Source organism: Amycolatopsis sp. lyj-23, from assembly GCF_046549135.1.
GTDB lineage: Bacteria > Actinomycetota > Actinomycetes > Mycobacteriales > Pseudonocardiaceae > Amycolatopsis.
This window is the reverse complement of the sequence record NZ_JAJPWN010000005.1, coordinates 275582-296252: the sequence shown is the minus strand read 5'-3', so window position 1 is coordinate 296252 and position 20671 is coordinate 275582. Positions and strand designations below refer to the sequence as shown.

General features: G+C 70.2%; 21 protein-coding genes. 2 read left to right on the top strand and 19 right to left on the bottom strand.

What is annotated here, in order from left to right:
• Positions 1 to 8: 8 nt before the first annotated feature.
• Genes ACLJPY_RS14020 through ACLJPY_RS14010 form a run of 3 tightly spaced genes read right to left on the bottom strand, consistent with a single transcriptional unit; the run spans position 9 to position 3114 of the window.
• Positions 9 to 896, bottom strand: coding sequence for a carbohydrate ABC transporter permease (locus ACLJPY_RS14020; protein WP_410588719.1), 888 nt, complete (start codon positions 894 to 896; stop codon positions 9 to 11).
• 8 nt (positions 897 to 904) lie between these two features.
• A complete protein-coding gene (locus tag ACLJPY_RS14015; RefSeq protein WP_410588718.1) occupies positions 905 to 1834 on the bottom strand; it encodes a carbohydrate ABC transporter permease in 930 nt (309 codons plus the stop codon).
• The gene (locus tag ACLJPY_RS14010) at positions 1834 to 3114 is read right to left on the bottom strand and encodes an extracellular solute-binding protein (protein ID WP_410588716.1); all 1281 of its coding nucleotides are present in this window, start codon (positions 3112 to 3114) and stop codon (positions 1834 to 1836) included. The genes ACLJPY_RS14015 and ACLJPY_RS14010 overlap by 1 nt, the downstream gene beginning before the upstream one ends.
• Positions 3115 to 3275: 161 nt before the next feature.
• Here ACLJPY_RS14010 and ACLJPY_RS14005 point away from each other — a divergent pair, with 161 nt between their 5' ends.
• Positions 3276 to 4325: a LacI family DNA-binding transcriptional regulator gene (locus tag ACLJPY_RS14005; protein ID WP_410588714.1), complete on the top strand. Its 1050-nt coding sequence runs from the start codon at positions 3276 to 3278 to the stop codon at positions 4323 to 4325.
• A gap of 165 nt (positions 4326 to 4490) precedes the next feature.
• Here the strand turns inward: ACLJPY_RS14005 and ACLJPY_RS14000 are convergent, their stop codons facing one another.
• The 3 genes from ACLJPY_RS14000 to ACLJPY_RS13990 form a co-directional block, all read right to left on the bottom strand.
• The gene (locus tag ACLJPY_RS14000) at positions 4491 to 5597 is read right to left on the bottom strand and encodes an FAD-dependent oxidoreductase (RefSeq protein ID WP_410588713.1); all 1107 of its coding nucleotides are present in this window, start codon (positions 5595 to 5597) and stop codon (positions 4491 to 4493) included.
• Between the two features lie 65 nt (positions 5598 to 5662).
• Positions 5663 to 6637 (bottom strand): ferritin-like domain-containing protein, encoded by a 975-nt coding sequence (locus ACLJPY_RS13995; protein ID WP_410588712.1) that lies wholly within the window; start codon positions 6635 to 6637, stop codon positions 5663 to 5665.
• Positions 6638 to 6753: 116 nt separating this feature from the next.
• The gene (locus ACLJPY_RS13990) at positions 6754 to 7995 is read right to left on the bottom strand and encodes an aminotransferase class I/II-fold pyridoxal phosphate-dependent enzyme (RefSeq protein WP_410588710.1); all 1242 of its coding nucleotides are present in this window, start codon (positions 7993 to 7995) and stop codon (positions 6754 to 6756) included.
• A gap of 63 nt (positions 7996 to 8058) precedes the next feature.
• Between ACLJPY_RS13990 and ACLJPY_RS13985 the strand changes: the two genes are divergently transcribed.
• Positions 8059 to 8538, top strand: a complete 480-nt coding sequence (locus ACLJPY_RS13985; RefSeq protein ID WP_410588709.1) for a hypothetical protein — start codon at positions 8059 to 8061, stop codon at positions 8536 to 8538.
• Positions 8539 to 8544: 6 nt separating this feature from the next.
• On the opposite strand, the gene ACLJPY_RS13980 is transcribed toward ACLJPY_RS13985, so the two are convergent.
• From ACLJPY_RS13980 to ACLJPY_RS13920, 13 genes are all read right to left on the bottom strand, one after another.
• The gene (locus ACLJPY_RS13980; protein ID WP_410588708.1) at positions 8545 to 9339 is read right to left on the bottom strand and encodes a hypothetical protein; all 795 of its coding nucleotides are present in this window, start codon (positions 9337 to 9339) and stop codon (positions 8545 to 8547) included.
• Positions 9340 to 9377: 38 nt separating this feature from the next.
• Positions 9378 to 9860: a hypothetical protein gene (locus tag ACLJPY_RS13975; protein ID WP_410588706.1), complete on the bottom strand. Its 483-nt coding sequence runs from the start codon at positions 9858 to 9860 to the stop codon at positions 9378 to 9380.
• A complete protein-coding gene (locus ACLJPY_RS13970) occupies positions 9857 to 10339 on the bottom strand; it encodes a hypothetical protein (protein WP_410588705.1) in 483 nt (160 codons plus the stop codon). The genes ACLJPY_RS13975 and ACLJPY_RS13970 overlap by 4 nt, the downstream gene beginning before the upstream one ends.
• The gene (locus tag ACLJPY_RS13965) at positions 10336 to 11565 is read right to left on the bottom strand and encodes an MCE family protein (protein WP_410588703.1); all 1230 of its coding nucleotides are present in this window, start codon (positions 11563 to 11565) and stop codon (positions 10336 to 10338) included. Before ACLJPY_RS13965 ends, ACLJPY_RS13970 begins: the two co-directional genes overlap by 4 nt.
• The gene (locus tag ACLJPY_RS13960; RefSeq protein ID WP_410588701.1) at positions 11562 to 12707 is read right to left on the bottom strand and encodes an MCE family protein; all 1146 of its coding nucleotides are present in this window, start codon (positions 12705 to 12707) and stop codon (positions 11562 to 11564) included. Before ACLJPY_RS13960 ends, ACLJPY_RS13965 begins: the two co-directional genes overlap by 4 nt.
• Positions 12704 to 13897, bottom strand: coding sequence for an MCE family protein (locus ACLJPY_RS13955; RefSeq protein WP_410588699.1), 1194 nt, complete (start codon positions 13895 to 13897; stop codon positions 12704 to 12706). Before ACLJPY_RS13955 ends, ACLJPY_RS13960 begins: the two co-directional genes overlap by 4 nt.
• Positions 13894 to 14925, bottom strand: coding sequence for an MlaD family protein (locus tag ACLJPY_RS13950; protein WP_410588697.1), 1032 nt, complete (start codon positions 14923 to 14925; stop codon positions 13894 to 13896). Before ACLJPY_RS13950 ends, ACLJPY_RS13955 begins: the two co-directional genes overlap by 4 nt.
• Positions 14922 to 15959: an MCE family protein gene (locus tag ACLJPY_RS13945; protein WP_410588695.1), complete on the bottom strand. Its 1038-nt coding sequence runs from the start codon at positions 15957 to 15959 to the stop codon at positions 14922 to 14924. The genes ACLJPY_RS13950 and ACLJPY_RS13945 overlap by 4 nt, the downstream gene beginning before the upstream one ends.
• Complete coding sequence (locus ACLJPY_RS13940; protein WP_410588693.1) at positions 15956 to 17278, bottom strand: MCE family protein; 1323 nt, start codon at positions 17276 to 17278, stop codon at positions 15956 to 15958. Before ACLJPY_RS13940 ends, ACLJPY_RS13945 begins: the two co-directional genes overlap by 4 nt.
• On the bottom strand, positions 17275 to 18123 hold the full coding sequence (locus ACLJPY_RS13935) for an MlaE family ABC transporter permease (protein ID WP_410588691.1): 849 nt from the start codon (positions 18121 to 18123) through the stop codon (positions 17275 to 17277). Before ACLJPY_RS13935 ends, ACLJPY_RS13940 begins: the two co-directional genes overlap by 4 nt.
• Entirely contained in the window at positions 18123 to 18911 is a 789-nt protein-coding gene (locus ACLJPY_RS13930; RefSeq protein ID WP_410588689.1) for an MlaE family ABC transporter permease, read from the bottom strand. Before ACLJPY_RS13930 ends, ACLJPY_RS13935 begins: the two co-directional genes overlap by 1 nt.
• Before the next feature lie 95 nt (positions 18912 to 19006).
• Positions 19007 to 19765 (bottom strand): glucose 1-dehydrogenase, encoded by a 759-nt coding sequence (locus ACLJPY_RS13925; protein ID WP_410588687.1) that lies wholly within the window; start codon positions 19763 to 19765, stop codon positions 19007 to 19009.
• A complete protein-coding gene (locus ACLJPY_RS13920) occupies positions 19762 to 20619 on the bottom strand; it encodes a 3-oxoacyl-ACP reductase (RefSeq protein WP_410588686.1) in 858 nt (285 codons plus the stop codon). The genes ACLJPY_RS13925 and ACLJPY_RS13920 overlap by 4 nt, the downstream gene beginning before the upstream one ends.
• Positions 20620 to 20671 lie beyond the last annotated feature (52 nt).

The following is a 20671-nucleotide window of genomic DNA, read 5'->3' as shown; positions in this document are numbered from 1 at the left end:
CCGGGAGGTCAGCCCTTGAGCGCGCCCTGCATGATGCCGCCGACGATCTGGCGGCCGAACAGCAGGAACACGAGCAGGACGGGGACGGTGCCGATGGTGGCGGCGGTGAGCACGAGCGTGTAGTCGGTGGTGTAGCCACTGGCCAGAGTGGACAGTGCGGTTTGGACGGTCGGGTTCTCCGGCACCAGCACGACCAGCGGCCAGAAGAAGTCGTTCCAGGCCTGCATGAAGGTGAACAGCCCGAGCACCGCCGCGGCCGGGCGGGCGGCGGGCAGGGCCACGTGCCAGAACAGCCGCAGCGAGCCGCAGCCGTCCATCCGGCCCGCTTCCAGCAGCTCCAGCGGCAGCGCCCGCTCGAAGTACTGGCGCATGAAGAACACGCCGAACGCGGTGACCAGGCCGGGCACGATCACCGCCTGCAGCTGCCCGGCCCACCCGAAGTCGGCCATCATCATGTACAGCGGGACGACACCCAGCTCGGTCGGGATCGCCTGGGTGGCGACCACGACCAGCAGCAGGACCGTCCGCCCGCGGAAGCGCATCTTGGCGAAGGCGAACCCGGCCAGCGTCGAGAACAGCACCACCGAGACGGTGATCGTGCCCGAGACGATGAGCGAGTTGCCCAGCGCCAGCGCGAAGTCCGTCTGGTCGAAGACCCGGGCGATGTTCTCGAACAGGTGCCCGCCCGGCACCAGGACCGGCGGCACGCTCCCGACGGCCTCCGTCGTCTGCGAGGAGACGACGAACGACCAGTACACCGGGAACGCCGAGCCGGCCAGGATCGCGATCAGCGCGGCGTAGGTCCACAGGCTCGCGACCCGCTTGCCGAGGCGCCGGATCCGCCCGGGCGCGGCGGACGGCGGCGCGGGCGCGGCCGGGGTCAGCACGGAAGTCATGTCGCTCCTCAGTCCGTTTGGATCCGCCGGGTCACCAGGTACGACAGGCCCGCGACGAGCATCGTGGCCACGGCCAGGATCAGCGCGATCGCCGAGCTGTAGCCGAAGTCGTACTTGGAGAAGCCCTGCTCGTAGAGGTAGAGCGCGGCCGTCTGGAACTGCCGGTCCGACCCGCCGGTGGCCGCCGCGGTGCCCGGGTTGAACAGCAGCGGCTCGGCGAGCAGCCGCATGTTGCCGGTCGTCGCGATCACCGTGGAGAAGATGATCTGCGGCCGCAGCAGCGGCACGGTGATCCGCCAGAACTGCTGCCACCCCTTGGCGCCGTCGAGCGTGGCGGCCTCGTACATGCTCGACGGGATCGCCTGCATCGACGCCAGGAAGATCAGCGCGTGGTAGCCGGTCCAGCGCCACACGACCATCGCCGCGATGGCGGTGTGCGAGCTGGCCGTGCCGGCCTGCCAGTCGACGTGGCCGGCCCCGAACCAGCTCAGCACCCAGTTGACCAGGCCGAAGTCCCGGCCGAACAGCTGCGCGAAGATGATCGTCACCGCCGCCACCGAGGTGATGTTCGGCAGGATCATCCCCATCCGGAACAGCGTCCGCCCGCGCAGCCGCCGGTTGAGCAGGTGCGCGATGCCGAGCGCGAACAGGATCTGCGGGATCGTGGTCAGCAGCCACAGGCTGACCGTGTTCCCCATCGCGTTCCAGAAGTACGGGTCGTGGAACAGCAGCTGCTCGTAGTTGCCGAAGCCGATGAACTGCGCGCCTTCGGCGTCGATGAGGTTCCGCTTCTGCAGCGACACGAACGCCGTGTACAGCAGCGGGAACAGCCCGAAGACGCCGAAGATCAGGAAGTACGGGCTGATGAAGCCGAACGGCGACAGCTTGACGTCCCACTTCTGCCGCCGCTCGGCGAAGGTCAGCGTTTTGACCGCCATCACTTGATCTTCGAGACGTCACCGACCAGCTGCTGCCACGCCGCTGCGCCGTCCTGCTTGCCCTGCTCGACGCGCTGCATCGCGTTGCCGAACTCGGTCTGCACGTCGCCGGCCTTCGGGCCCTGGTACTGCGGGTTCAGCTTCTTCGCCGCGTCCGTGAAGAGCTTGCCGACCGGCGCGCCCGAGAAGAAGGGGTTGGTGTACCCGGTGATCTTCGGGTCGCTGTAGAGCGACGGCGCCGAGGGCAGGAGCCCCTTGCTGGTGAAGACCTTCGCCTGCTGCTCGGGCGCGGTGAGCCACGCGGCGAGCTCGGCGGCTTCCTTCGTGTGCTTGCCCTGCTTCGGCACGGTCAGGTACGAGCCGCCCCAGTTGCCGCCCCCGCCGGGCACGGTCGCGACGTCCCACTTGCCGGCGGTGTCCGGCGCCTGGTCCTTGATCTTGGTCATCATCCACGCCGGGCAGGTCACGGTGGCGAACTGGCCCTGGGTGAAGCCGGTGTTCCACTGCGGCGTGCTGTAGAGCAGGCCGGCGCTCAGGTTCGCCTTGACCGCGTCGACCACGAGGTCCCAGCCCTGGCGCAGCGCCGGGTTGCTGCCCACGACGAGCTGGTCGTTCTGGTCGTAGTAGCCCTGCGGGGCCTGGCCGACGATCGCGTTGAGCACCGTCGGGCCGCCGTCCATGAACTTGACGCCGTTCGGCGCCTTGGCCTGGAAGCGCTTGCCGGTCTCGAAGAAGGCCTGCCAGGTCGGCCAGAGCGCGGAGACGGCGTCGCGGTCTTCGGGCAGTCCGGCGGTCTTGAACATGTCGCGGCGGTAGCAGATGGCCAGGCCGCCGACGTCGGTGCCGTAGCCGATCTGCTGCCCGCCCTTGCCCAGCGACGCGGCCCACTTCCAGGGCAGCCAGCGGTCCTTGAGCTTGTCGCCGCCGACGGTGTTCAGGTCGACGAACTTGTCCGGCGTCGCCTTGAACTGGGCGACGTACCCGGTGTCGATCGCTTCGATGTCCGCGGCGCCGCCGCCGGTGGCCAGGTGCGCGGCGAGGTTCTTGTGGTGGTCGGAGTAGGACGCGGTCCGCTCGGTGATCTCGATGTCCGGGTGCGCGGCCTGGTACTCCTTGATCAGGTCGGTGTAGCCGAAGTTGCCGAACAGGCCGAGGCTCAGCTTGACCTTGCCACCGGCGGCGCCGCTGTCCCCGCAGGCGCTCAGCGCGGTGAGCGCGACCAGGGTGGCACCCACCCCGGCGAGCAGGCGGATCCGGCGGTTCCTCGTTTTCGGGCGCATGAGATCTCCGTTGTTCTACGGGCCGGTCGGGAAAACGTGGGACCCATGAGAGCGCTCCCAGCCCGTTGCCGTCAAGTAACGAAATAGTAACGCGCTCCGGCGTTTACGCACTCCGAAGTCGTGTGCTAGAGATGTAACCGGTTACAAGAACGGAGGCGCACATGGTCACTGCCCGCGAGGTTGCGCAGCTCTGCGGGGTTTCCGTCGCCACCGTGTCGCGCGTGTTCAACCGCCCGGCCACGGTCAGCGCGACGACCCGCGAACGCGTCGAACGCGTCGCGCGGGACCTCGACTTCTCGCCGAACGAGTCGGCGCGCGCGCTGTCGCGGCAGCAGTCGGCGATGGTCGGGCTGGTCTGGGACACCGACCACCGACGGCCCGGCTGGCGGCACCCGTTCCTGCAGGACCTGTTGCTGGGCCTCAAATCCGCCTTGAGTTCGCACGGCTACCACCTGCTCATGCTCGCGACGAGCGACCACGCCCGCGAGCGCCACCCGGGCGTGTCACTGGCCGACCCGATCGGCTACGTGAGCATGACCCGGCGCCACCACCTGGCCGGGCTGGTGCTCATCGACAGCGGGACGGACGCCGACGCGTTCACCGCGTTCGCCCAGTCCGGGCTGCCGTGCGTCGCGCTGGACGTCGCCCTGTCCGGCCCGCGGGCCACCCACGTGACCTCGGACAACGCCGGGGGCGCGGCGGAAGCCGTCCGGCACCTGGCCGCCCTCGGCCACCGCCGGATCGCGACGATCACCGGCCCCCGCGGCAACGCGCCGGCGGCCGCCCGCACCGAGGGCTACCGCCGCGGGCTGGCCGAAGCCGGGCTGCCGGTGACCGAGGACCTCGTGGTCGGCGGCGACTTCTACCGCGAAAGCGGGTTCGTCGGCATGCGGCGGCTCCTGGCCCGCAAGGACCCGCCGACGGCGGTGTTCGCGGCCAGCGACGAGATGGCGGTCGGCGCCCTGCTGGCGGCCCGCGCGGCCGGGCTGCGGGTGCCGGCGGACCTGGCCGTGGTGGGGTTCGACGACATCGAGGTGGCGTCCCTGGTGGACCCGGCGCTGACGACGGTGGCCCAGGACAAACCGGGCTTCGGCACGGCGGCGGCGGGCGCGCTGCTGGCGATGCTCGAGAACGCGGCGGCCCCGGAACCGGTGCTGCTGCCGACGAAACTGGTGATCCGCGACTCCTGCGGCGGTCGTTCGGCCCGCTGAGGGACCTGCACTGAAGCGCCCCAATGTGGCCTTCGGTGCGTGAGACGCAACGAAGGCGGCCTTCGGTGCTCCATCCATGCCCCCACCGCCACCCTCAACGGAGGCGCTTCGCGCCGCAGTGCTGACTCAACGCAACCAAGGCCGCCTTGGGGCGCTTGGGCGGGGCTAGGCGGTGATCTTCGCGTCCCAGTCGATGTGGTGCGCGTACAGCCAGCCGCTCTCCTCGCCGACGTCCTGGCCGGCGCTCGCCGCGACCAGCTTCTCCACCCGCTCGCGCCGCAGCCCCTCGTACGCCGCGAACGCCGAGGCGGGGTCCGGTAGGTCGCGCAGGCACTGCGCGAGGACCACGCTGTCCTCCACGGCCATCGAGGCGCCCTGGGCGGCCGCCGGGGAGGCCGCGTGGGCCGCGTCGCCGACCAGGACCATCTGCGGTGTCGACCACACCCGTGTCTCCGGGACGTCGTAGGAGTGGCCGCCGAAGACCTCGTCGCCGGTCGCCGCGATGATTTCCGCGCAGGGCAACGGATCGCCGTCGAACGCCGCGTGCGCGAACTCGCGCCAGCCCGCCGGTGTGACCGCCGCGATCTCCTCGCGGGACCGTTCGGCGTCCGGGATGCGGGCGAACCAGAACGTGGCGCCGTCCGGGTCCGTGGTGAACCCGAAGGCCGCCCGGCTGCCGCGGACCATCCGGTAGATCCCGGGCGCGGCGGGCAGCCCGCCCGCCCGCGTGTAGCCGTACACGACGGTCAGCCCGGTGTAGCGAGGCTCGTCCGCCGCCGGGTCGATCAGCCGCCGGACCACTGAGCGCAACCCGTCCGCGCCGACCAACACGTCACCCGTTCCGGTGGTGCCGTCGGCGAACTCCGCCGTGATCCCGTCCGGGCCGGGCTGCGCGCCCACCAGCCGTTTGCCGCGCTCCAGCGGGACACCGCGCCGCGCCGCCTCGTCCTGCAGGACGCGGTAGAGCGTCGCGCGGGTCAGGGTGCGCGGGGCGTCGAGGCCTTCGGTGTCGAACTCGCGCCGCCCGACGGTCTCCCCCGTCGACGCAACGAGCTCGACACCGTGCGCGGCGAAGGAGGCGTCGATCACCGGCCCGTCGGCGCCGATCGCGCGCAGGGCGTCCATGCCGTTGTGCATGATCGTGAGGAACGCGCCGGCGTCGTCGCCGCCCGCGGGATGGGCCTCGTACACGACGGGGTCGTGGCCGGCGAGCTTGAGCGCCATCGCCGTGACCGTGCCCGAAATCCCGCCGCCCGCCACCACTACCCGCACTTCGCGCCCCCTCGACTCCCGCGTGCCGCCGTCGTCGACGTTACCGTGACGGCGGCACGCGGTGCCTACTTCTCCTTCGCACCGCTGGTGGCGATGTCGCCGTTCAAGCCGCGCGGGTAGAACCCACCCGAGGACACCTTGTCCGGGTTGAGGTAGGCGATGTTGAGCACGCGCTCGGCGGACCGCCCGAAGGCGATGCCGTTGGCGTCGGCCGGCACGAGGTTCGCCTTGCCGTCCTTGAGGACGCCTTCGTCGTCGTCGGCCTTGCCGTCGAGGCTGTCGCGGGCGTCGGACATCTTGTTCGTGATGTCCCCGAGGCCGCGCTCGAACAGCGCCGACCGCACGATCCCGGCGTGGTAGGCCTCGACGGCCATGATGCCCGCGGCCGCGTCGAGGAACGTCTTGTTGTTGACCAGCGGGGCGGCGCCCTTGTAGGCGGACACGCCGACGTCCTCGAACAGGTAGGCGGCGAGGAGGAAGTTGTTCTCGCTGCCGAACGGGTCGAACGTCTGGCCCTGCTTGATCACGCCCGCGGCCTGCATCGCCGCGGTGAAGCTGTTCTGGAAGTCGATCTCCGGCTGCGCGACGGCGGCCTTGCCCAGCGCCTTGCGGAGGAAGTTGACGTGGGCGACCTCGTCGCCGGCGATCTCCTGGACGATCTGCTTGGTGTGCTCGCTCTTGAACTTCACCGCGTGGCCGCCGTTGGCCTTGCCCAGGTTGCCGATGCCGTTGACGTACTTCTCGTTCAGCCCGTAGCCGTAGACCGCGAACGAGTACAGGTTCGCCTCGAGGTACTCGAGGTTCAGCGCGAAGTTGAGCACGGCGGCGTCGCTCGCCGCCTCCTTCGCCGCGTCACCTCCCTGCCCGTACTGCGACGTGGCACCGGCCGAGCCGAGGCCCAGCGACAGCGCCGTGCCGAGCGCGCCGGCACCCGCGACGCCGAGTCCCGCCGCTCCCGCAGCCTTGAGGAAGCGGCGGCGGTCGGTCGCGTTCTCCGCGCTGCGCTCGATCAGCTGCTCTGTGTAGCGTTTTCCGAACACCGGGGGACGTCCTCTCGTGACGAGTTCGTCCACCTCACCCACCGGTCATACGTACCTGGGCGTCCCCCGGCTCGGTCAAAACGGGAAAATTTTTGATCGAGTTCGGTTTGCCCTGGTCAGCCGCGCTGCGCGACGGCGAGCCGGACGCACACGGCCAGCGCGCGGACGGCCTCTTCGACCTCGGCCAGCTTCGGGAAGGTCGGCGCGATCCGGATGACGGCGTCGGCCGGGTCGTTGCCCTGCGGGTGCGTCGCCCCAGCGGGGGTCAGCGCGACCCCGGCCTCCTTGGCCAGCCGCACGACCTCCTTCGCGGTGCCCTGCGGGACGGTCAGCGTGATGAAGTACCCGCCGGTCGGCTTGGTCCAGGACGCCAGGTCCGCCAGCTCCTCGGTGAGGATGCGGTCGACGGCCGCGAACTTCGGGCCGATGATCTCGGCGTGCTTGCGCATGTGGGCGCGGACGCCGGCTTCGTCGGTGAGGAAGTGCGCGTGGCGCAGCTGGTTGACCTTGTCCGGGCCGATCGTGCGCTTGCCGGTGTTCGCGGTCCACCAGGCGAGGTTGGCCTCGGACGCGCCGAAGAAGCCGACGCCGGCCCCGGCGAGGGTGATCTTCGAGGTGGAGCCGAAGACGAAGACGCGGTCGGCGTTGCCGGCCTCGGTGGCCAGGGCCAGGACGTCGGCCAGCTCCGGCTCGGCTTCGGTGAGGTGGTGCACGGCGTAGGCGTTGTCCCAGAAGATCCGGAAGTCCGGCGCCGCGGTGCGCATGGTGGCGAGCCGCCGGACGACGTCGTCACTGAACGTGATCCCGGTGGGGTTGCTGTACTTGGGGACGCACCAGATGCCCTTGACGGCCGGGTCCTCGGCGACCAGCGTCTCGACGACGTCCATGTCCGGGCCCTCGTCGGTCATCGCGACCGGCACGAGCTCGATGCCGAAGCGCTCGGTGAGCGCGAAGTGGCGGTCGTAGCCCGGGACCGGGGCGAGGAACTTCACCTGCGGCTCGTCGGCCCACCGGCGCTCGGCACCGGGCAGCTTGCTCAGCAGCGCCTGGACGACGGCGTCGTGCATCAGCTCGAGGCTCGAGTTCCCGGCGGCGAGCAGCTGCCCGGCGGGCACCTGCAGCGCGGGCGCGAAGATGCGGCGCAGCTCGGGCAGGCCGTTGAGGCCGCCGTAGTTGCGGACGTCGGTGCCGTCCTCGGCCTTGAAGGTGCCGTCGCCCGGGAGGGAGAGCAGCGCGTTCGAGAGGTCGAGCTGCTCGGGGGACGGCTTGCCGCGGGTGATGTCCAGGGAGAGGCCTCGGCCGACCAGGGCCGCGTAGTCGCTGCGGGCCGTGTCGACGTCGACGGAAGCAGTGGTCATGCCGTCAACGCTAAACCCGGTGTCGATACCATTTCGGGCCGGGTCCTGGCTAGGGTGCTTGGTGTGCACCTCGTCGTCCACGCCGACCAGCGGCAGTTCACCATCCGTGATTCGGGGGTGCGGCTGACGGGCAGCGGGTGGACGCCGGCCGCGGTGGAGTTTCACCGGATCGGGGCGGAATCCGGCGGGATCGCGATCGCGACGGCCCGGTCGGACGTGGTCGAGTCTTCGGTTTCGGTGGTTGCTTCCCCGCCTGAGTTGCCGCCTTCCGCCGAGCACGTGGTGGAGGCGGATCTGGCGGTTCCGAGCGGGCGGTTGGTGATCTCCGGGCCTGCGGATTATCCGTCGCAGGAGCGGGACTTTTCGGTGCCGCCCGGGTTGTACCGGGCTCGGGTTTCGTATGTGCCGGCTGGTCCGCCTGCGGTGACGTGGAACGAGCACGAGTTCGGGGAGCACTACCGGTACGTGGTGGAGCTGTGGCCGGTGGCGGCGCCGTCCGGGGTCGAGGTGCTGCGCCAGGGCGCGGGAGTCTGGGACGGCTGACGGCTCTCAGCTTCCGCCGCGGAACACCGCGTGGCGATGCCAGGCGAAGTACGGCTCGGAAGCCGCCGAGTGAGCGCCGCACGGCCGACCCGCCAGGTCCGTTAACCGGCCCCGGAGCCCGCCGGCCGGGAGATCGTCCGGCACGTGGGCGCGAACGGTTCCGCTCGCGTCGACGGTGACCCACCCTGATTCGTAGAGGGCATCACACCCCAGGCTGCACGCGAGCATCGCGATGTTGCGGAAGTCGCGGCGTTCGGTGTCACTGCTGACCGCTCGCTTCTTGATGTGCGCGGCGACGAGGAATTCGACGGGATAAGCGATGCCGCACAAGGCGCATTCCGCGAGCGGCTGTCCGCCGGTGAGGAGACGGCGCAGTCTCGCCTGCTCGGTGCGGACCTTGACCTGGGCGAGCGTGTCCAGCTCGCCGAACTGCGGGTCGTCCGCGACTTCCTCGTCCGGCGGTTCGTGCAGGGTGACGACCGGCGGCCTCGAAGTCGTGCTCGTCCCGGGCAGCGTGGCCAGCACCGCGCCGATGAACGAGCTGCGGTGCCCCAGCTCTTCGACCGACACCCGGACCGAACCGCGGGCGGCGAGCAGGTCCAGGCCGTTCTGCACGTCGGCGACTTCGACCGGCTGCCCGGCCGGAGAGCGCCCGGTCAGCACTCTCACGACTCCGCCGCTGATCTTGGCCACGGTGTTCGGCCGCCCTTGGGCGACCGTGCGGATCTCCCTCCCGAACAGGGCCCGGAGCAGTTCGTCGGCAGCGGGCAGCGCACGCGTCTCGTCGTTCTTCACCGGCACGACACGACGGTCGCGGAGTACCGGCGATCACGGGACGGTCAAAGCGCCGTCAGGTTGGCCAGCTTCCAGCGGCCGTCCACCCGCTTCGCCGTCACCGCCAGCTGCGCCACCGAGGACGTCGGCGCTCCCCCGCTCGCCGTCACCGTTTGCTGGTCCAAAAACAGCAGCAGGTCCGCCGTGTCCCCCCGCAACGACCGGACACCGATCGCCCGGACCGTTGTCGTCCGGGTCAGCTTCTCCGCCGTGGCCCGCGTCCGGGCCGCAGCGAACTGGGTCTGGTACTGCCTGACCGCGTCTCCCGTCAAGACGTCCGCAGCCGCCCTCTCCGTGCGCGCGAGATTCGCGTAGTCGTACGAAAACACCGCCTTCACTGCGTCACTCACCGACGACGAGACCTCGGAAGTGGCCGACTGGTCCACCAAAGCGAGATTGTCCCCCGGGGACAGCGAAGCCGCTTCGATGCCGAACCAAACGGTGCAACCCAAGGCCAGCGCCACCACCACGACCAGCACCCGGGTCATGACCCCGCCGCCTGGACCCCGGCGATCTTCCACCCCGACGGAGACCGCGACACGTCCACCGTCAACCGGTTCATGCGGGGCGATGCCGGTGAACCTGCCGTCGACACGCGGACGTCCAGCACCGCCAGCAGACGCGCCGACCCGCGTGCGGGATCGATCTCCGTCACCGCCGCCTGGACCAGGGAGGCCGAGGACACCGTCCGAGACGCACCAGCGCGGTCGATCTGCAGCTGGCGATCGCCCGAGAGGTCCTTGGCGTACTGGCCCGTCGCCGCCGCCAGCCAGCGGTCCACGTCCGCCGCTGCTGTTCGGTAGTCGATCGTGTTCAACGTGACCAGCTCCGGGCCCGCTGCCGCCAGGACCTCGTCGCGGGAACGGCCGCGCGCGGACGAGTCGTCCGACGCCGCCCGCCACCAGGACCAGCCCGCGAACGCCGCCGCCAGTACCGACAGCACCGCGGCTACGGCCAGCACCTTCACGGCGCGCCCAGCAACCGGCCCAGCCCACCGGACGACGGTCCCGTGAGCAAACTCAGCATCCCCGGCAACTGCTGCGGCGCCGAAGAAGCCTGCTGCTGGGGCGCCGCGGGAATCGCGGGCGGTTTCCCCGCATAAGGCGCGTTCTGCGCCCCGCGCACCCCCGTCGGGCTCCCGGGCGGCTCGGCGCAGTAGGCGTTCAGGTTGACCGGGGCTTCCGAGACGTCGTTGGCCGGACGCTGCTTCGTCCCCTCGTACCCCTTCGTGCACGAAGCCGGGTCGAAGAAGTTGAACACCACGCCCAGGTGGCCCGTGCCGTCCGGGGACGTCGACGGCGAGAACGCCGAGATGATCGGGTACGCGACCAGCAGCTCCTCGATCGAGTCCTTCCGGGACGTCGTGATCTGCGCCGTGGTCAGCAGGTTCGCGAACAGCACCCCCAGGTCGGTGCCGGACGCCGCCAGCACGTCGCTGATCTGCCTGCTCAGCTGCGGGGCCTGCGCGATCACCCGCCGCAGGTCCGGATCGGACTTCTTCAGCTGCCCGGCGATCGTGCGAAGACCGGAAGCGAAGTCGGTGATGTTCGCCGCCTGGCGCTCCTGGGTGCCGAGCACGATCCGCGAATTGGCGAGCAACCCCTGCGTCTGCGGCACGTACTGCGCGGCCACCGCCGTCAGCGAACCCGTGCTGTCCAGCAGCTGCTGCAGCTGCGGCCCCGCACCCGCGAACGCGTTGTACGTCTCGTCGACGACCGTCCGCAGCGACTCCGGGTGCACGCTCGCGACGAGGTCGTCGAGGTGGGTGAGCACCGTGTCCGGCGACGGCGGCAGCGATGTCCGGTCCGCGGTGATCACGGACCCGTCCTGCAGGAACGGTCCGCCGTTATGCAGGGGCAGCAGGTCGACGAACTGCTCGCCCACCGCCGAGCGGTTCGCCACCTGCGCGTGCGCGTCGGCCGGGATGTCGGGTGCGCCCGCGTCGATGTCGAGGGCGACGTCGACGCCGTGTTCGGTGAGCGTCATCGACGTCACCCGGCCGACCGTGACCCCGCGGTAGGCGACTTCGGAGTTGACGAAGATGCCGCCGGAGTCGGTCAGCTGCGCGGTGACGACGTAGCCGCGGTGGCCGAAGAGCCGGTCCAGCCCGGCGTACCGGCCGCCGGCGTAGACGACCGAAACCACCGCGATGACGACGAACGCGAACAGCTGGATCCGGATCCTGCGGGTCACCGGCCACCGCCGATCAGGCCGAGCAGCCCGCCCAGCAGGTTCGGGCCGGCGGCCGGCGGGACCGTTCCCAGGTCGGGCAGCGGCAGTGGCGGCGCGACGGTCGACGGCGGCCCGGACGGCAGGGCGATCGGCGGCTGGGACGAGTTCGTGAAGTTCGAGATCAGCGTGTCCAGGTCGAGGTTCACGTTCGCCTCGACGTTCGCGTAGTCGCCCTTGATGACGTTGCCCGCGTAGTCCGGGAACGGGTACGTCAGCAGGATCTGCAGCGCGTTCGGCAGGTTCGCCCCGGCTTCGCCGAGCTTGGTCAACGTCGGCTGCAGCGCCCGCAGGTTCGCGACCAGCTGGTCGCGGCTCTTCGACACGGTGTCCACCGCGACCCCGGACAGCGTGTTCAGCGCGTTCAGCATGCCCACGAGCTGGTCGCGCTGGTCGGTGACGACCTTCAGCCCCGGCGCCAGATTGTCCAGCGCGTTCGTCAGGTTCTGCGTCTGGCCGGTCAACGTCTTCGAGAGCTTCGCGAGGCCGTCGATCGCGCGGAGGATCTCGGTCTTGTGCCCGTCGAGCTGGGTGGCGAGTTCGTCCACCCGGGACAGCAGGGCCCGGATTTCCGGCTCGTTACCGGACAGTGCGTCGTTGAGCTCGTGGCTGATCTTCTGGATCTGCTCGACGCCGCCGCCGTTGAGCAGCAGGGAAAGCGCGCCGAGCACCTCCTCGACCTCGGGGTTGCGGTTGGTGCGCCCGAGCGGGATCCGGCCGCCTTCGCCGAGGCGGCCGGCGGCCGGCTCGGCCGTCGGCACGCTCAGCTCGACGAACTTCTCGCCCAGCAGCGAAGACTGCTTCAGCTCGGCGTGGGCGTTCGCGGGCAACGCGATGTCGCCGTTGACCGTCATCGCCACCAGCGCCGAGCGCGTGTCCGGCGTCAGGCTGATCTTGTCGACGCGCCCGACCGCGACGTCGTTGACCTTGACGCTCGACTGCGGCACCAGGTCGAGGACGTCGGTGAACAACGCGGTGACGTGGTACGGGTGGTCGCCGACGTCGGCGCCGCCCGGCAGCGGCGTGCCGTAGAGGCCGTTGAACCCGCCGTCGCTGCAGCCCGCCAGCACGAGCAGCCCGGCGAGCACCCCCGCGAACCGCTTCACTTCGCACCCCCCGAAAGCTGCTCCATCACGTCGACCAGCGGGAGCGGCAACGGCGGCAGGGTCCCGTTCTGCAGCGAGTTCAGCACCTGCGGGACGGTCGGCAGTTTCAGAACGCCGTCCAGGACCGGGGCCAGCTGCTTGCAGATGTTCCCCAGCGCGTCCGGCACCTCCTTCGGCGTGAACGAGCTGATCAGGCGGCACACCGTGAGGATCGGCGGGTTGGTCAGCTCGTTCAGGTTGTCGCGGACGGCGATGGTGCCGGACGCCGCGTCGTAGGAGTTGATGAAGTTCGTGGCGCCGGTCGGCGCGATGTCGAGCACCTCGGCGAGCGCGGCGCGCTGGTCGACCAGGACCTTCGACAGCGAGGCCAGTTTGTCCACATTGGACTCCAACACTGTCTTGTTGTCGTTGACGAACTGCTGGACGTCCCCGAGCGCCCCGCCGAGGGACTGCAGTGCGGCGCCGACGTCGGAAGAATCCGCGGCGAGGAACTGGCTGACGTCGGCGACGCGGCCGTAGAACTCGTTGAGCTGCTGGTCGCTCTGGGCCAGGGCACCGGTGAAGGAGTTCAGGTTCTGCACGGTCGAGAACAGGTCGTCCTTCGAGCCGTCCAGGGTTTTCGCCAGCTCGGCGAGCTGCCCGACGGTCGAGTTCAGCGAAGCGCCGTTGCCCTTCAGCGTGTTCGCGGCGGTGTCCAGGACGCCGGACAGCGCACCGTTTTTGTTGGCACCGTTCGGGCCCAGGGCCGTGGACAGCTTGTCCAGGCTCGAATACAGGTCGTCCAGCTCGACCGGCGTCGCCGTGCGGTCACGCGGCAGGACCGTGCCCGACGCGAGGACCGGGCCGCTGTCGTAGGCCGGGGTCAGCTGGACGTACCGGTCGCTGACCAGGCTCGGCGCGACGACGACCGCCCCGACGCCCGCCGGCAGCTGCACGTCGTCGACCTGCATGTCCACGCGCACGGCGTCGCCCTCGGGCGTGACGTCGGTGACCTGGCCGACCGGCACGCCGAGCACCCGCACCGACGAACCGGCGTACAGGCCGACGGTCTTGCCGAAGTAGGCGGAAAGCTTCGTGCCGTTCGACGACCGGAACACCAGGTACAGCCCGGCGGTGACGATCAGCGCGAGGACGCACGCGAAAGCCAGCCAGGTCACCAGGCTGCGGCCGCGGGCGGTGTGGATGGTCATCGGCGGCCCACCCCCTGGTTCGGCGCCGCGATCGGCGGGGTGCAGCCTTCGGGGTTGATGTGCAGCCCGGCCGCGGTGATCGTCGGCGGCAGCAGCCCGCACAGGTAGCCTTCGAACCAGCGGCCGTTGCCGGTGGCGTTCGCGCCGACGCGGGCGAACGGCGCCATCAGCCGCAGGCTCTGGTCGAGGTTGCCCTGGTTGCGCTGCAGGATGTCGGTGACCTTGCCCAGCTTGTCCAGCGTGGGTTTCAGCTGCGCGCGGTTGTCCTGCACGAGCCCGGTGAGCTGCTGCGAAAGCTGCTGGGTGCCGGTGAGCAGCGCGGTGATGGCCGCCTTGCGGTTCTGCAGCTCGGTGAGCAGCAGGTTGCCGTCGCTGATCACGCGCTGGAGCTGGGCGTTGCGGTCGGACAGCGTCTTCGAGACCTGGCTCGTGTTGGCCAGCAGCGTGTGGAGGTCGGCGTCGCGGGACGAGACCGTGCGAGCCAGCGACGACAGCCCGGAGAGCGTGTCCTTCAGGTACTGCGGGCTGTCCTTGAGGCTGTCGGAGAGGGCGTTGAAGCTGTCCGCGAGCTGCTTCGTGTCGATGTCGCCGACCGTCGTCGACAGCTGGTCGAAGGCGTCCTGCAGCTGGAACGGCGTGCGCGTGCGGGCCTGCGGGATCGTCTGGTCCGGCTCCTGCGCGCCGCCGCCCTTCGGGTCGAGCGCGAGGTACTTCTCCCCCAGCAGCGTCTTGATCTCGATGGACGCCGTCGTCGCGTCACCGACCCGGACGTCCTTGACGCGGAACCGGACGAGCACCTGCTTGCCTGCCAGCTGCACCGACGACACCGTGCCGACCTTGACGCCGGCGACCTCGACCTCGTTGTCCGGCGCGAGCCCGGCGGACTCGCCGAAGTACGCCGAGTACGTCGTGCCGTTGCCGAAGAACGGGAGCTGGTCGGAGAAGTACGTCGTGGCCGTGACGAGCACGATCAGCACGAGCGCGACCGCGCCCACCGCGGCCTGGTTGCGTTCCTTCAGCGGCTTCACGGACCACACCTCTCCGCGCGCTGGGTGCCGGGAATGGGGATGATCGGCAGCGTGATGTCCAGCGAGGAAATGCCGATGGTGCCGGTGATCCCGCACAGGTAGTAGTTGAACCAGCTGCCGTAGCTCAGCGTCCGGGTGAACTTCTGCAGGTTGCCCGGCAGCACCTCGAGCAGGTGGTTGAGCAGCACCCCCGAGTCGCCGAGGTGCTGCGAGAGCACGCCGAGCTGGACCACGTCGTCCTTGAGCGCCGGGCGCGCGTCGGCCAAGAGGCCCGTGGTCGACACGGCGAGGTCGCCGAGCGCGCTGACCGCGTCCCCGATCGGCTTGCGCTGCTCGGCCAGCCCGCTGACCAGCTTCTGGGTCTGCTCGACGAGGTCGCCGAGCTGGGCGCCGTGGGCGTTGACCGTGCCGAGGACGGTGTTCAGGTTGGCGATCACCTGGCCGATCACCCGGTCCTTGCTCGCGATCGCGCTCGTCAGGGACGCGGTGTGCTGCAGCAGGCTGGTGATCGTGCCGCCCTCGCCCTGGAAGACGCTGATGATCTCGGCCGAGAGCTGGTTGACGTCCTTCGGGCTCAGCGCCTTGAACAGCGGCTTGAACCCGTTGAAGAGCACGGTCAGGTTGAGCGCGGGTTTCGTGCGCTCGGGCGGGATCGTGCCGCCGTCGGGCAACGGGCGATCGCCGGGGACGTCGGTGCCGAGCGCGAGGTAGCGCTGGCCGACGAGGTTGCGGTACTTGATCGTCGCGGTCACCGTCTCCGGCAGCCGGTAGGTCCGCTCGACGTCGAACCGGACCTGGGCGAGGTTCCGCTCGCCTTCGACGACCTCGATCGCGTCGACCTGGCCCACCTTGACCCCGGCGATCCGGACGTCGTCGCCTTCCTTCAGTCCCGACGCGTCGGTGAACTTCGCCAGGTACCCGGATGTCTCGCCGAAGTTCGTGTTCGCGATCGTGGCCGCCAGGACGCCGGTGAGCAGCACGGTGACGACCGCGAAGATCCCGAGTTTGAGCAGGGACGGAACGAAAGTCCTCACTTCAGCTCCACCTCCGCCCCGCGGTAGAGCGGCCCGACGAGCAGGCCGGCCCAGCCGGGCACGGCACCCGGCGCGGTGCCGAGCGCGGGCGAGGCGAGCAGGTCGATCAGGTCGTTCTCGTAGGCCGACCCGACGATCGTGCCGTCGCCACCGACCGCCCCACCGCCGGCGGGCAGCGTCTCGGGCGGGTACTTCGGCGGTGCGGGTTTGCTGGAGCCGTCCCTGATCGCGCCGTCCGGCGGGTACTGCGGCCACACGCCCGGCTTCGGCACCTGCGGGTAGCAGCGCGGGCCGCGCTTGTCCTCGTACTTCGGCTCGTCGACGCCGGGGAGGTACTTGCCGCGGCTGGCGGCGAACTCGATGGTGACCCGGCTGACCTCCGGGTGCGCGGTGCCCTTGCCGAACGCCAGTTCCGCCCGCGGCACCGACTCGGCGAGCTGGCGCAGCAGGCACGGGTATTCGGGCGCGTACTTCGCGAGGACGTCCAGCGTCGGCTGGACGGCGGTGGTGAGCCGGATCAGGTTGTCCTCGTTGACCTGCAGGAAGCTCGTGAGGTCCACCGAAGCCGCGGTGACCGTGGCGTAGAGGTCGCTCAGCTTCGCGCGCTGGTCGACGATCGTCCGGCTCGTCGTCGTCAGGTCCGACAGGGCCTGCAGCAGGTCCGGGGCCGCCTTGTCGTAGGTGCCGGCGACGTTCGCGAGGCCGGTGATGTCGGCCTTGACGTCCGGCAGCGACGGGTTGAGCTTGCCGAGGTAGTCCGACAGCCCGGCCAGGGTTTCGCCGAGCTGCTTGCCGCGGCCGTCGAGCGCGGTCGCCACCGCCGTCAGCGTGCTCGACAGCTTCTCCGGCTGAACCGCCTGCAGCAGCGGCAGCACGTCGTCGAGGACCTTCTGCAGCTCGATGGCCGCGCTGCTGCGGTCCTGCGGGATGACGTCACCGGCGCCGATCGGGCCGGCCGGCTTCTCGGGCAGCTGCAGGGCGACGTACCGCTCGCCGAACAGCGTCTTCGGCAGCAGCCGGGCGGAGACGTTCTTCGGGATGACGTGGGTCTTGTCCGGGTCCAGCGCGAGCTCCAGCTCGGCGTGGTCGCCCTTGGCCAGCACCGAGCGGACCTCGCCGACGAGCATGCCGCGGACCTTGACGTCGCCGCCGGTGCGCAGCTGGCTGCCGACGCGGTCGGTTTCGAGCTTCACGAGCGTCACCGGGGTGAACGCCTTGTGGTAGACGGCGAGCGTGAGCGCGATGAACAACGCGGCGACGAGCAGGAAGACCAGCCCCAGCACCTGGTACCGGAGCCGCTGCCGGAGCTCGCGCCTCATCCGGAAATCCTCACCGTGGTGTTCGCGCCCCAGATCGCCAGGCTGAGGAAGAAGTCGAGCACCGAGATCAGCACGATCGACGTCCGCACCGCACGACCGACCGCGACGCCTACACCGGCCGGGCCACCACTCGCGTTGAAGCCGTAGTAACAATGCGAAAGGATCACGAGCACGCTGAACACGATCACCTTCCCGAACGACCAGAGGACGTCGCCCGGTGGCAGGAAGAGCGTGAAGTAGTGGTCGTAGGTGCCCGCGGACTGGCCGTAGAGCCAGATGGTGATCTGCCGGGACGCCAAGTAGCTCGACAGCAGGCCGACCGCGTACAGCGGGATCACCGCCGCGACGCCGGCGAGCACCCGGGTGGTCACCAAGTACGGCATGCTCGGCACGCCCATGACTTCCAGCGCGTCGATCTCCTCGGAGATGCGCATGGCGCCGAGCTGGGCGGTGAAGCCGCAGCCGACGGTCGCGCTCAGGGCGAGTCCCGCCGAAAGCGGCGCGACTTCGCGGGTGTTGAAGTAGGCGGAGATGAACCCGGTGAGCGCCGCCGTGCCGAGCTGGTTGAGCGCGGAATAGCCCTGGAGACCGACGATCAGGCCGGTGAACAGCGTCATCCCGATCATCACGCCGAGCGTGCCGCCGATGACCGCGAGGCCGCCGGTGCCGAAGCAGACTTCGGTGAGCAGCCGCAGCGTTTCCCGGCGGTAGCGGCGGATCGTGCGCGGCGACCACGCGAGCGCCTTCGCCGCGAACGCCAGCTGCTTGCCGAGGCCTTCCAGGCTCTGGCCCGGGCGCGCGAGGTACTCGAGCGTCCGGTCGGCGTCCAGCGGTTCGGCGGTCATCACATCGCCTTCGGCGGGACGATCCGCAGGTAGATCGCGGTGAGCACGACGTTGATCAGGAACAGCAGCAGGAACGTGATCACGACGGCCTGGTTGACCGCGTCGCCGACGCCCTTCGGCCCGCCCGCCGGGTTCAGCCCGCGGAAGGCGGCGACGACCCCGGCGACGAACCCGTACAGCAGCGCCTTGATCTCGCTGATCCAGAGGTCCGGCACCTGGGCCAGCGCGTTGAAGCTGGCCAGGTACGCACCCGGCGTGCCGCCCTGCAGGACGACGTTGAAGAAGTAGCCGCCGAGCACGCCGACCACGCTGACCAAGCCGTTCAGGAGCACCGAAACGACCATCGCGGCGAGCACCCGCGGCACGATCAGCCGCTGGATCGGGTTGACGCCGAGGACCTCCATGGCGTCGATCTCTTCGCGGATCTTGCGGGCGCCGATGTCGGCGCAGACCGCGCTGCCGCCGGCGCCGGCGACCAGCAGCGCGGTGATCAGCGGGCTGGCCTGCTGCACGATGGCCAGCGCGCTGGCCGCGCCGGTGAACGACTGGGCGCCGATCTGCGCGGTCAGCGAGCCGAGCTGCAGGGCGATCACCGCGCCGAACGGAATGGCGACCAGTGCCGTCGGGAGGATCGTGACGCTGGCGAAGAACCAGCACTGCTGGATCCACTCGCGGGCCTGGAAGGGCCGTTTGAAGATCGCGCGCAGGACTCCCCAGGAAAGCGTCGCCAGGCGGCCGACCTGGGTCAGGGCCGCGGTTCCCGGAAGCGTGCCGGTGCTCTCGCTCACCCAGACCTCCCCGTGTCACTCACCCCCGAGTCTTCTCCACACCCGGTGCCCGCTTTTCGTTAGCGGTGTTCACTACGCTCTTCGGCCGGTTCCGGCTAGAAGTTGAGGGCGTGGGTCGCCGTCGCCCCGCCGTCCGCGACGAACTCCGCACCCGTGCAGTACGCGCTCTCGTCGCTGGCCAGGAACAACACCAGCTTGGCGATGTCCTCCGGCTGCCCGACCCGCTTGAGCGCGACCTTCTTCCCGACGTACGACATGTCGACTTTCTGCCCGCCCGCCGCGGTCTCGACCATCTTGGTGTCGATCGCACCGGGGTGCACCGAATTGACGCGGATGCGCTTCTTGCCCAGCTCCATCGCGGCGACCTTGGTCATCCCGCGGATGGCGAACTTGCTCGCGGTGTAGGCGATCAGGTAGGGCATCCCGGCCAGTCCCTCCACAGAGGACACGTTGACGATGGAGCCACCGCCGGCGGCGGTCATCGGTTCAACGACCGAGCGCATGCCGAGAAACGCCCCGATCTGGTTCACCCGGATCACGCGTTCGTAATCGGCCAGCGTCGTCTGCGCCAGTTCCGAGAAATGGAGGATGCCGGCGTTGTTGACCAGCACGTTCGGCTGGCCGAACTCCGTGGTCGCCCGCTCGACGGCGGCGGCCCAGCCGGCTTCGTCACCGACGTCGAGGTGCTGGTAGACGGCCCGCTCGCCGAGCTCGGCGGCCAGCTGCTTGCCCTCGTCGTCGAGGATGTCGGCGATGACCACCTTCGCGCCTTCGGCGACGAACGCGCGGGCGGCGGCCTCGCCCTGCCCGCGCGCGGCGCCGGTGATCAGGGCGATCTTCCCGTCCAGCCTCATGACTCTCCCAGGATTTCGGTGGCGGCGAACAGCCGGCCGGGGTCGCGGTCGGCGAAGAAGGTGGTGAAGGACGTCTCGAGCTCGTCGAGCCGCCAGCGCTGCTCGATCCGCGGGGCCTCGACCAGCGAGACCGTGCCGCCGTGGACGACGAACACCTGGCCGTTGACGTGCTCGGCCGCGGGCGAGGCGAGGTAGGCGACGAAGGGGGCGACGTGCTCGACCGAGAGCGGATCGGCACCCTCGGCGGGAGGAGCACCGAACACGCCCTCGGTCATCGCCGTCCGTGCGCGCGGGCAGATCGCGTTGGCGCGGACGCCGTACTTGGCCAGGCCGCGGGCGGCCGACATGGTGAGCGCGGTGATGCCCGCCTTCGCCGCGGCGTAGTTGGGCTGGCCGGGCGAGCCGATGAGGAACGCCTCGGAGGCGGTGTTGACCAGCCGCCCGTACACCGGTTTTCCGTCCGCTTTGGACTTCTCGCGCCAGTGCTTGGCGGCGTTGCGGGACAACAGGAAGTGGCCGCGCAGGTGCACGCGCAGGACGGTGTCCCAGTCGTCGTCGGACATCGAGAACAGCATCTTGTCGCGCAGCACGCCCGCGTTGTTCACCACGATGTCGAGACCGCCGAGGTCGAGCGCGGCTTCGGTGAGCGCGTCGGCCGTGGCCCGGTCGCCCACGTCGCCGGCGACCGCGACGGCCTTGCCGCCGGCCGCCTCGATCTCGGCGACGACGTCCTTCGGCTCGCCGATGTCGTTGACGACCACCGTGGCCCCGCCGGCGGCGAGCGCGAGCGCCTCGGCCCGGCCCAGCCCCGCGGCGGCGCCCGTGACGATCGCCGTCCTGCCGGTCAAGCTCACCGCGGACCTCCTCGTCGAGTCCTGGATCTCGCGCCTACAGTAGAATCTGTTC

Bases quoted from the DNA above. Each gene is read 5' to 3' on its own strand.
- ACLJPY_RS13955 (WP_410588699.1), bottom strand. From the start codon at position 13,897: ATGACCATCCACACCGCCCGCGGCCGCAGCCTGGTGACCTGGCTGGCT.
- ACLJPY_RS13975 (WP_410588706.1), bottom strand. From the start codon at position 9,860: ATGACCCGGGTGCTGGTCGTGGTGGTGGCGCTGGCCTTGGGTTGCACC.
- ACLJPY_RS14010 (WP_410588716.1), bottom strand. From the start codon at position 3,114: ATGCGCCCGAAAACGAGGAACCGCCGGATCCGCCTGCTCGCCGGGGTG.
- ACLJPY_RS13925 (WP_410588687.1), bottom strand. From the start codon at position 19,765: ATGAGGCTGGACGGGAAGATCGCCCTGATCACCGGCGCCGCGCGCGGG.
- ACLJPY_RS13940 (WP_410588693.1), bottom strand. From the start codon at position 17,278: ATGAGGCGCGAGCTCCGGCAGCGGCTCCGGTACCAGGTGCTGGGGCTG.
- ACLJPY_RS14005 (WP_410588714.1), top strand. From the start codon at position 3,276: ATGGTCACTGCCCGCGAGGTTGCGCAGCTCTGCGGGGTTTCCGTCGCC.
- ACLJPY_RS14015 (WP_410588718.1), bottom strand. From the start codon at position 1,834: ATGGCGGTCAAAACGCTGACCTTCGCCGAGCGGCGGCAGAAGTGGGAC.
- ACLJPY_RS13935 (WP_410588691.1), bottom strand. From the start codon at position 18,123: ATGACCGCCGAACCGCTGGACGCCGACCGGACGCTCGAGTACCTCGCG.
- ACLJPY_RS13990 (WP_410588710.1), bottom strand. From the start codon at position 7,995: ATGACCACTGCTTCCGTCGACGTCGACACGGCCCGCAGCGACTACGCG.
- ACLJPY_RS14020 (WP_410588719.1), bottom strand. From the start codon at position 896: ATGACTTCCGTGCTGACCCCGGCCGCGCCCGCGCCGCCGTCCGCCGCG.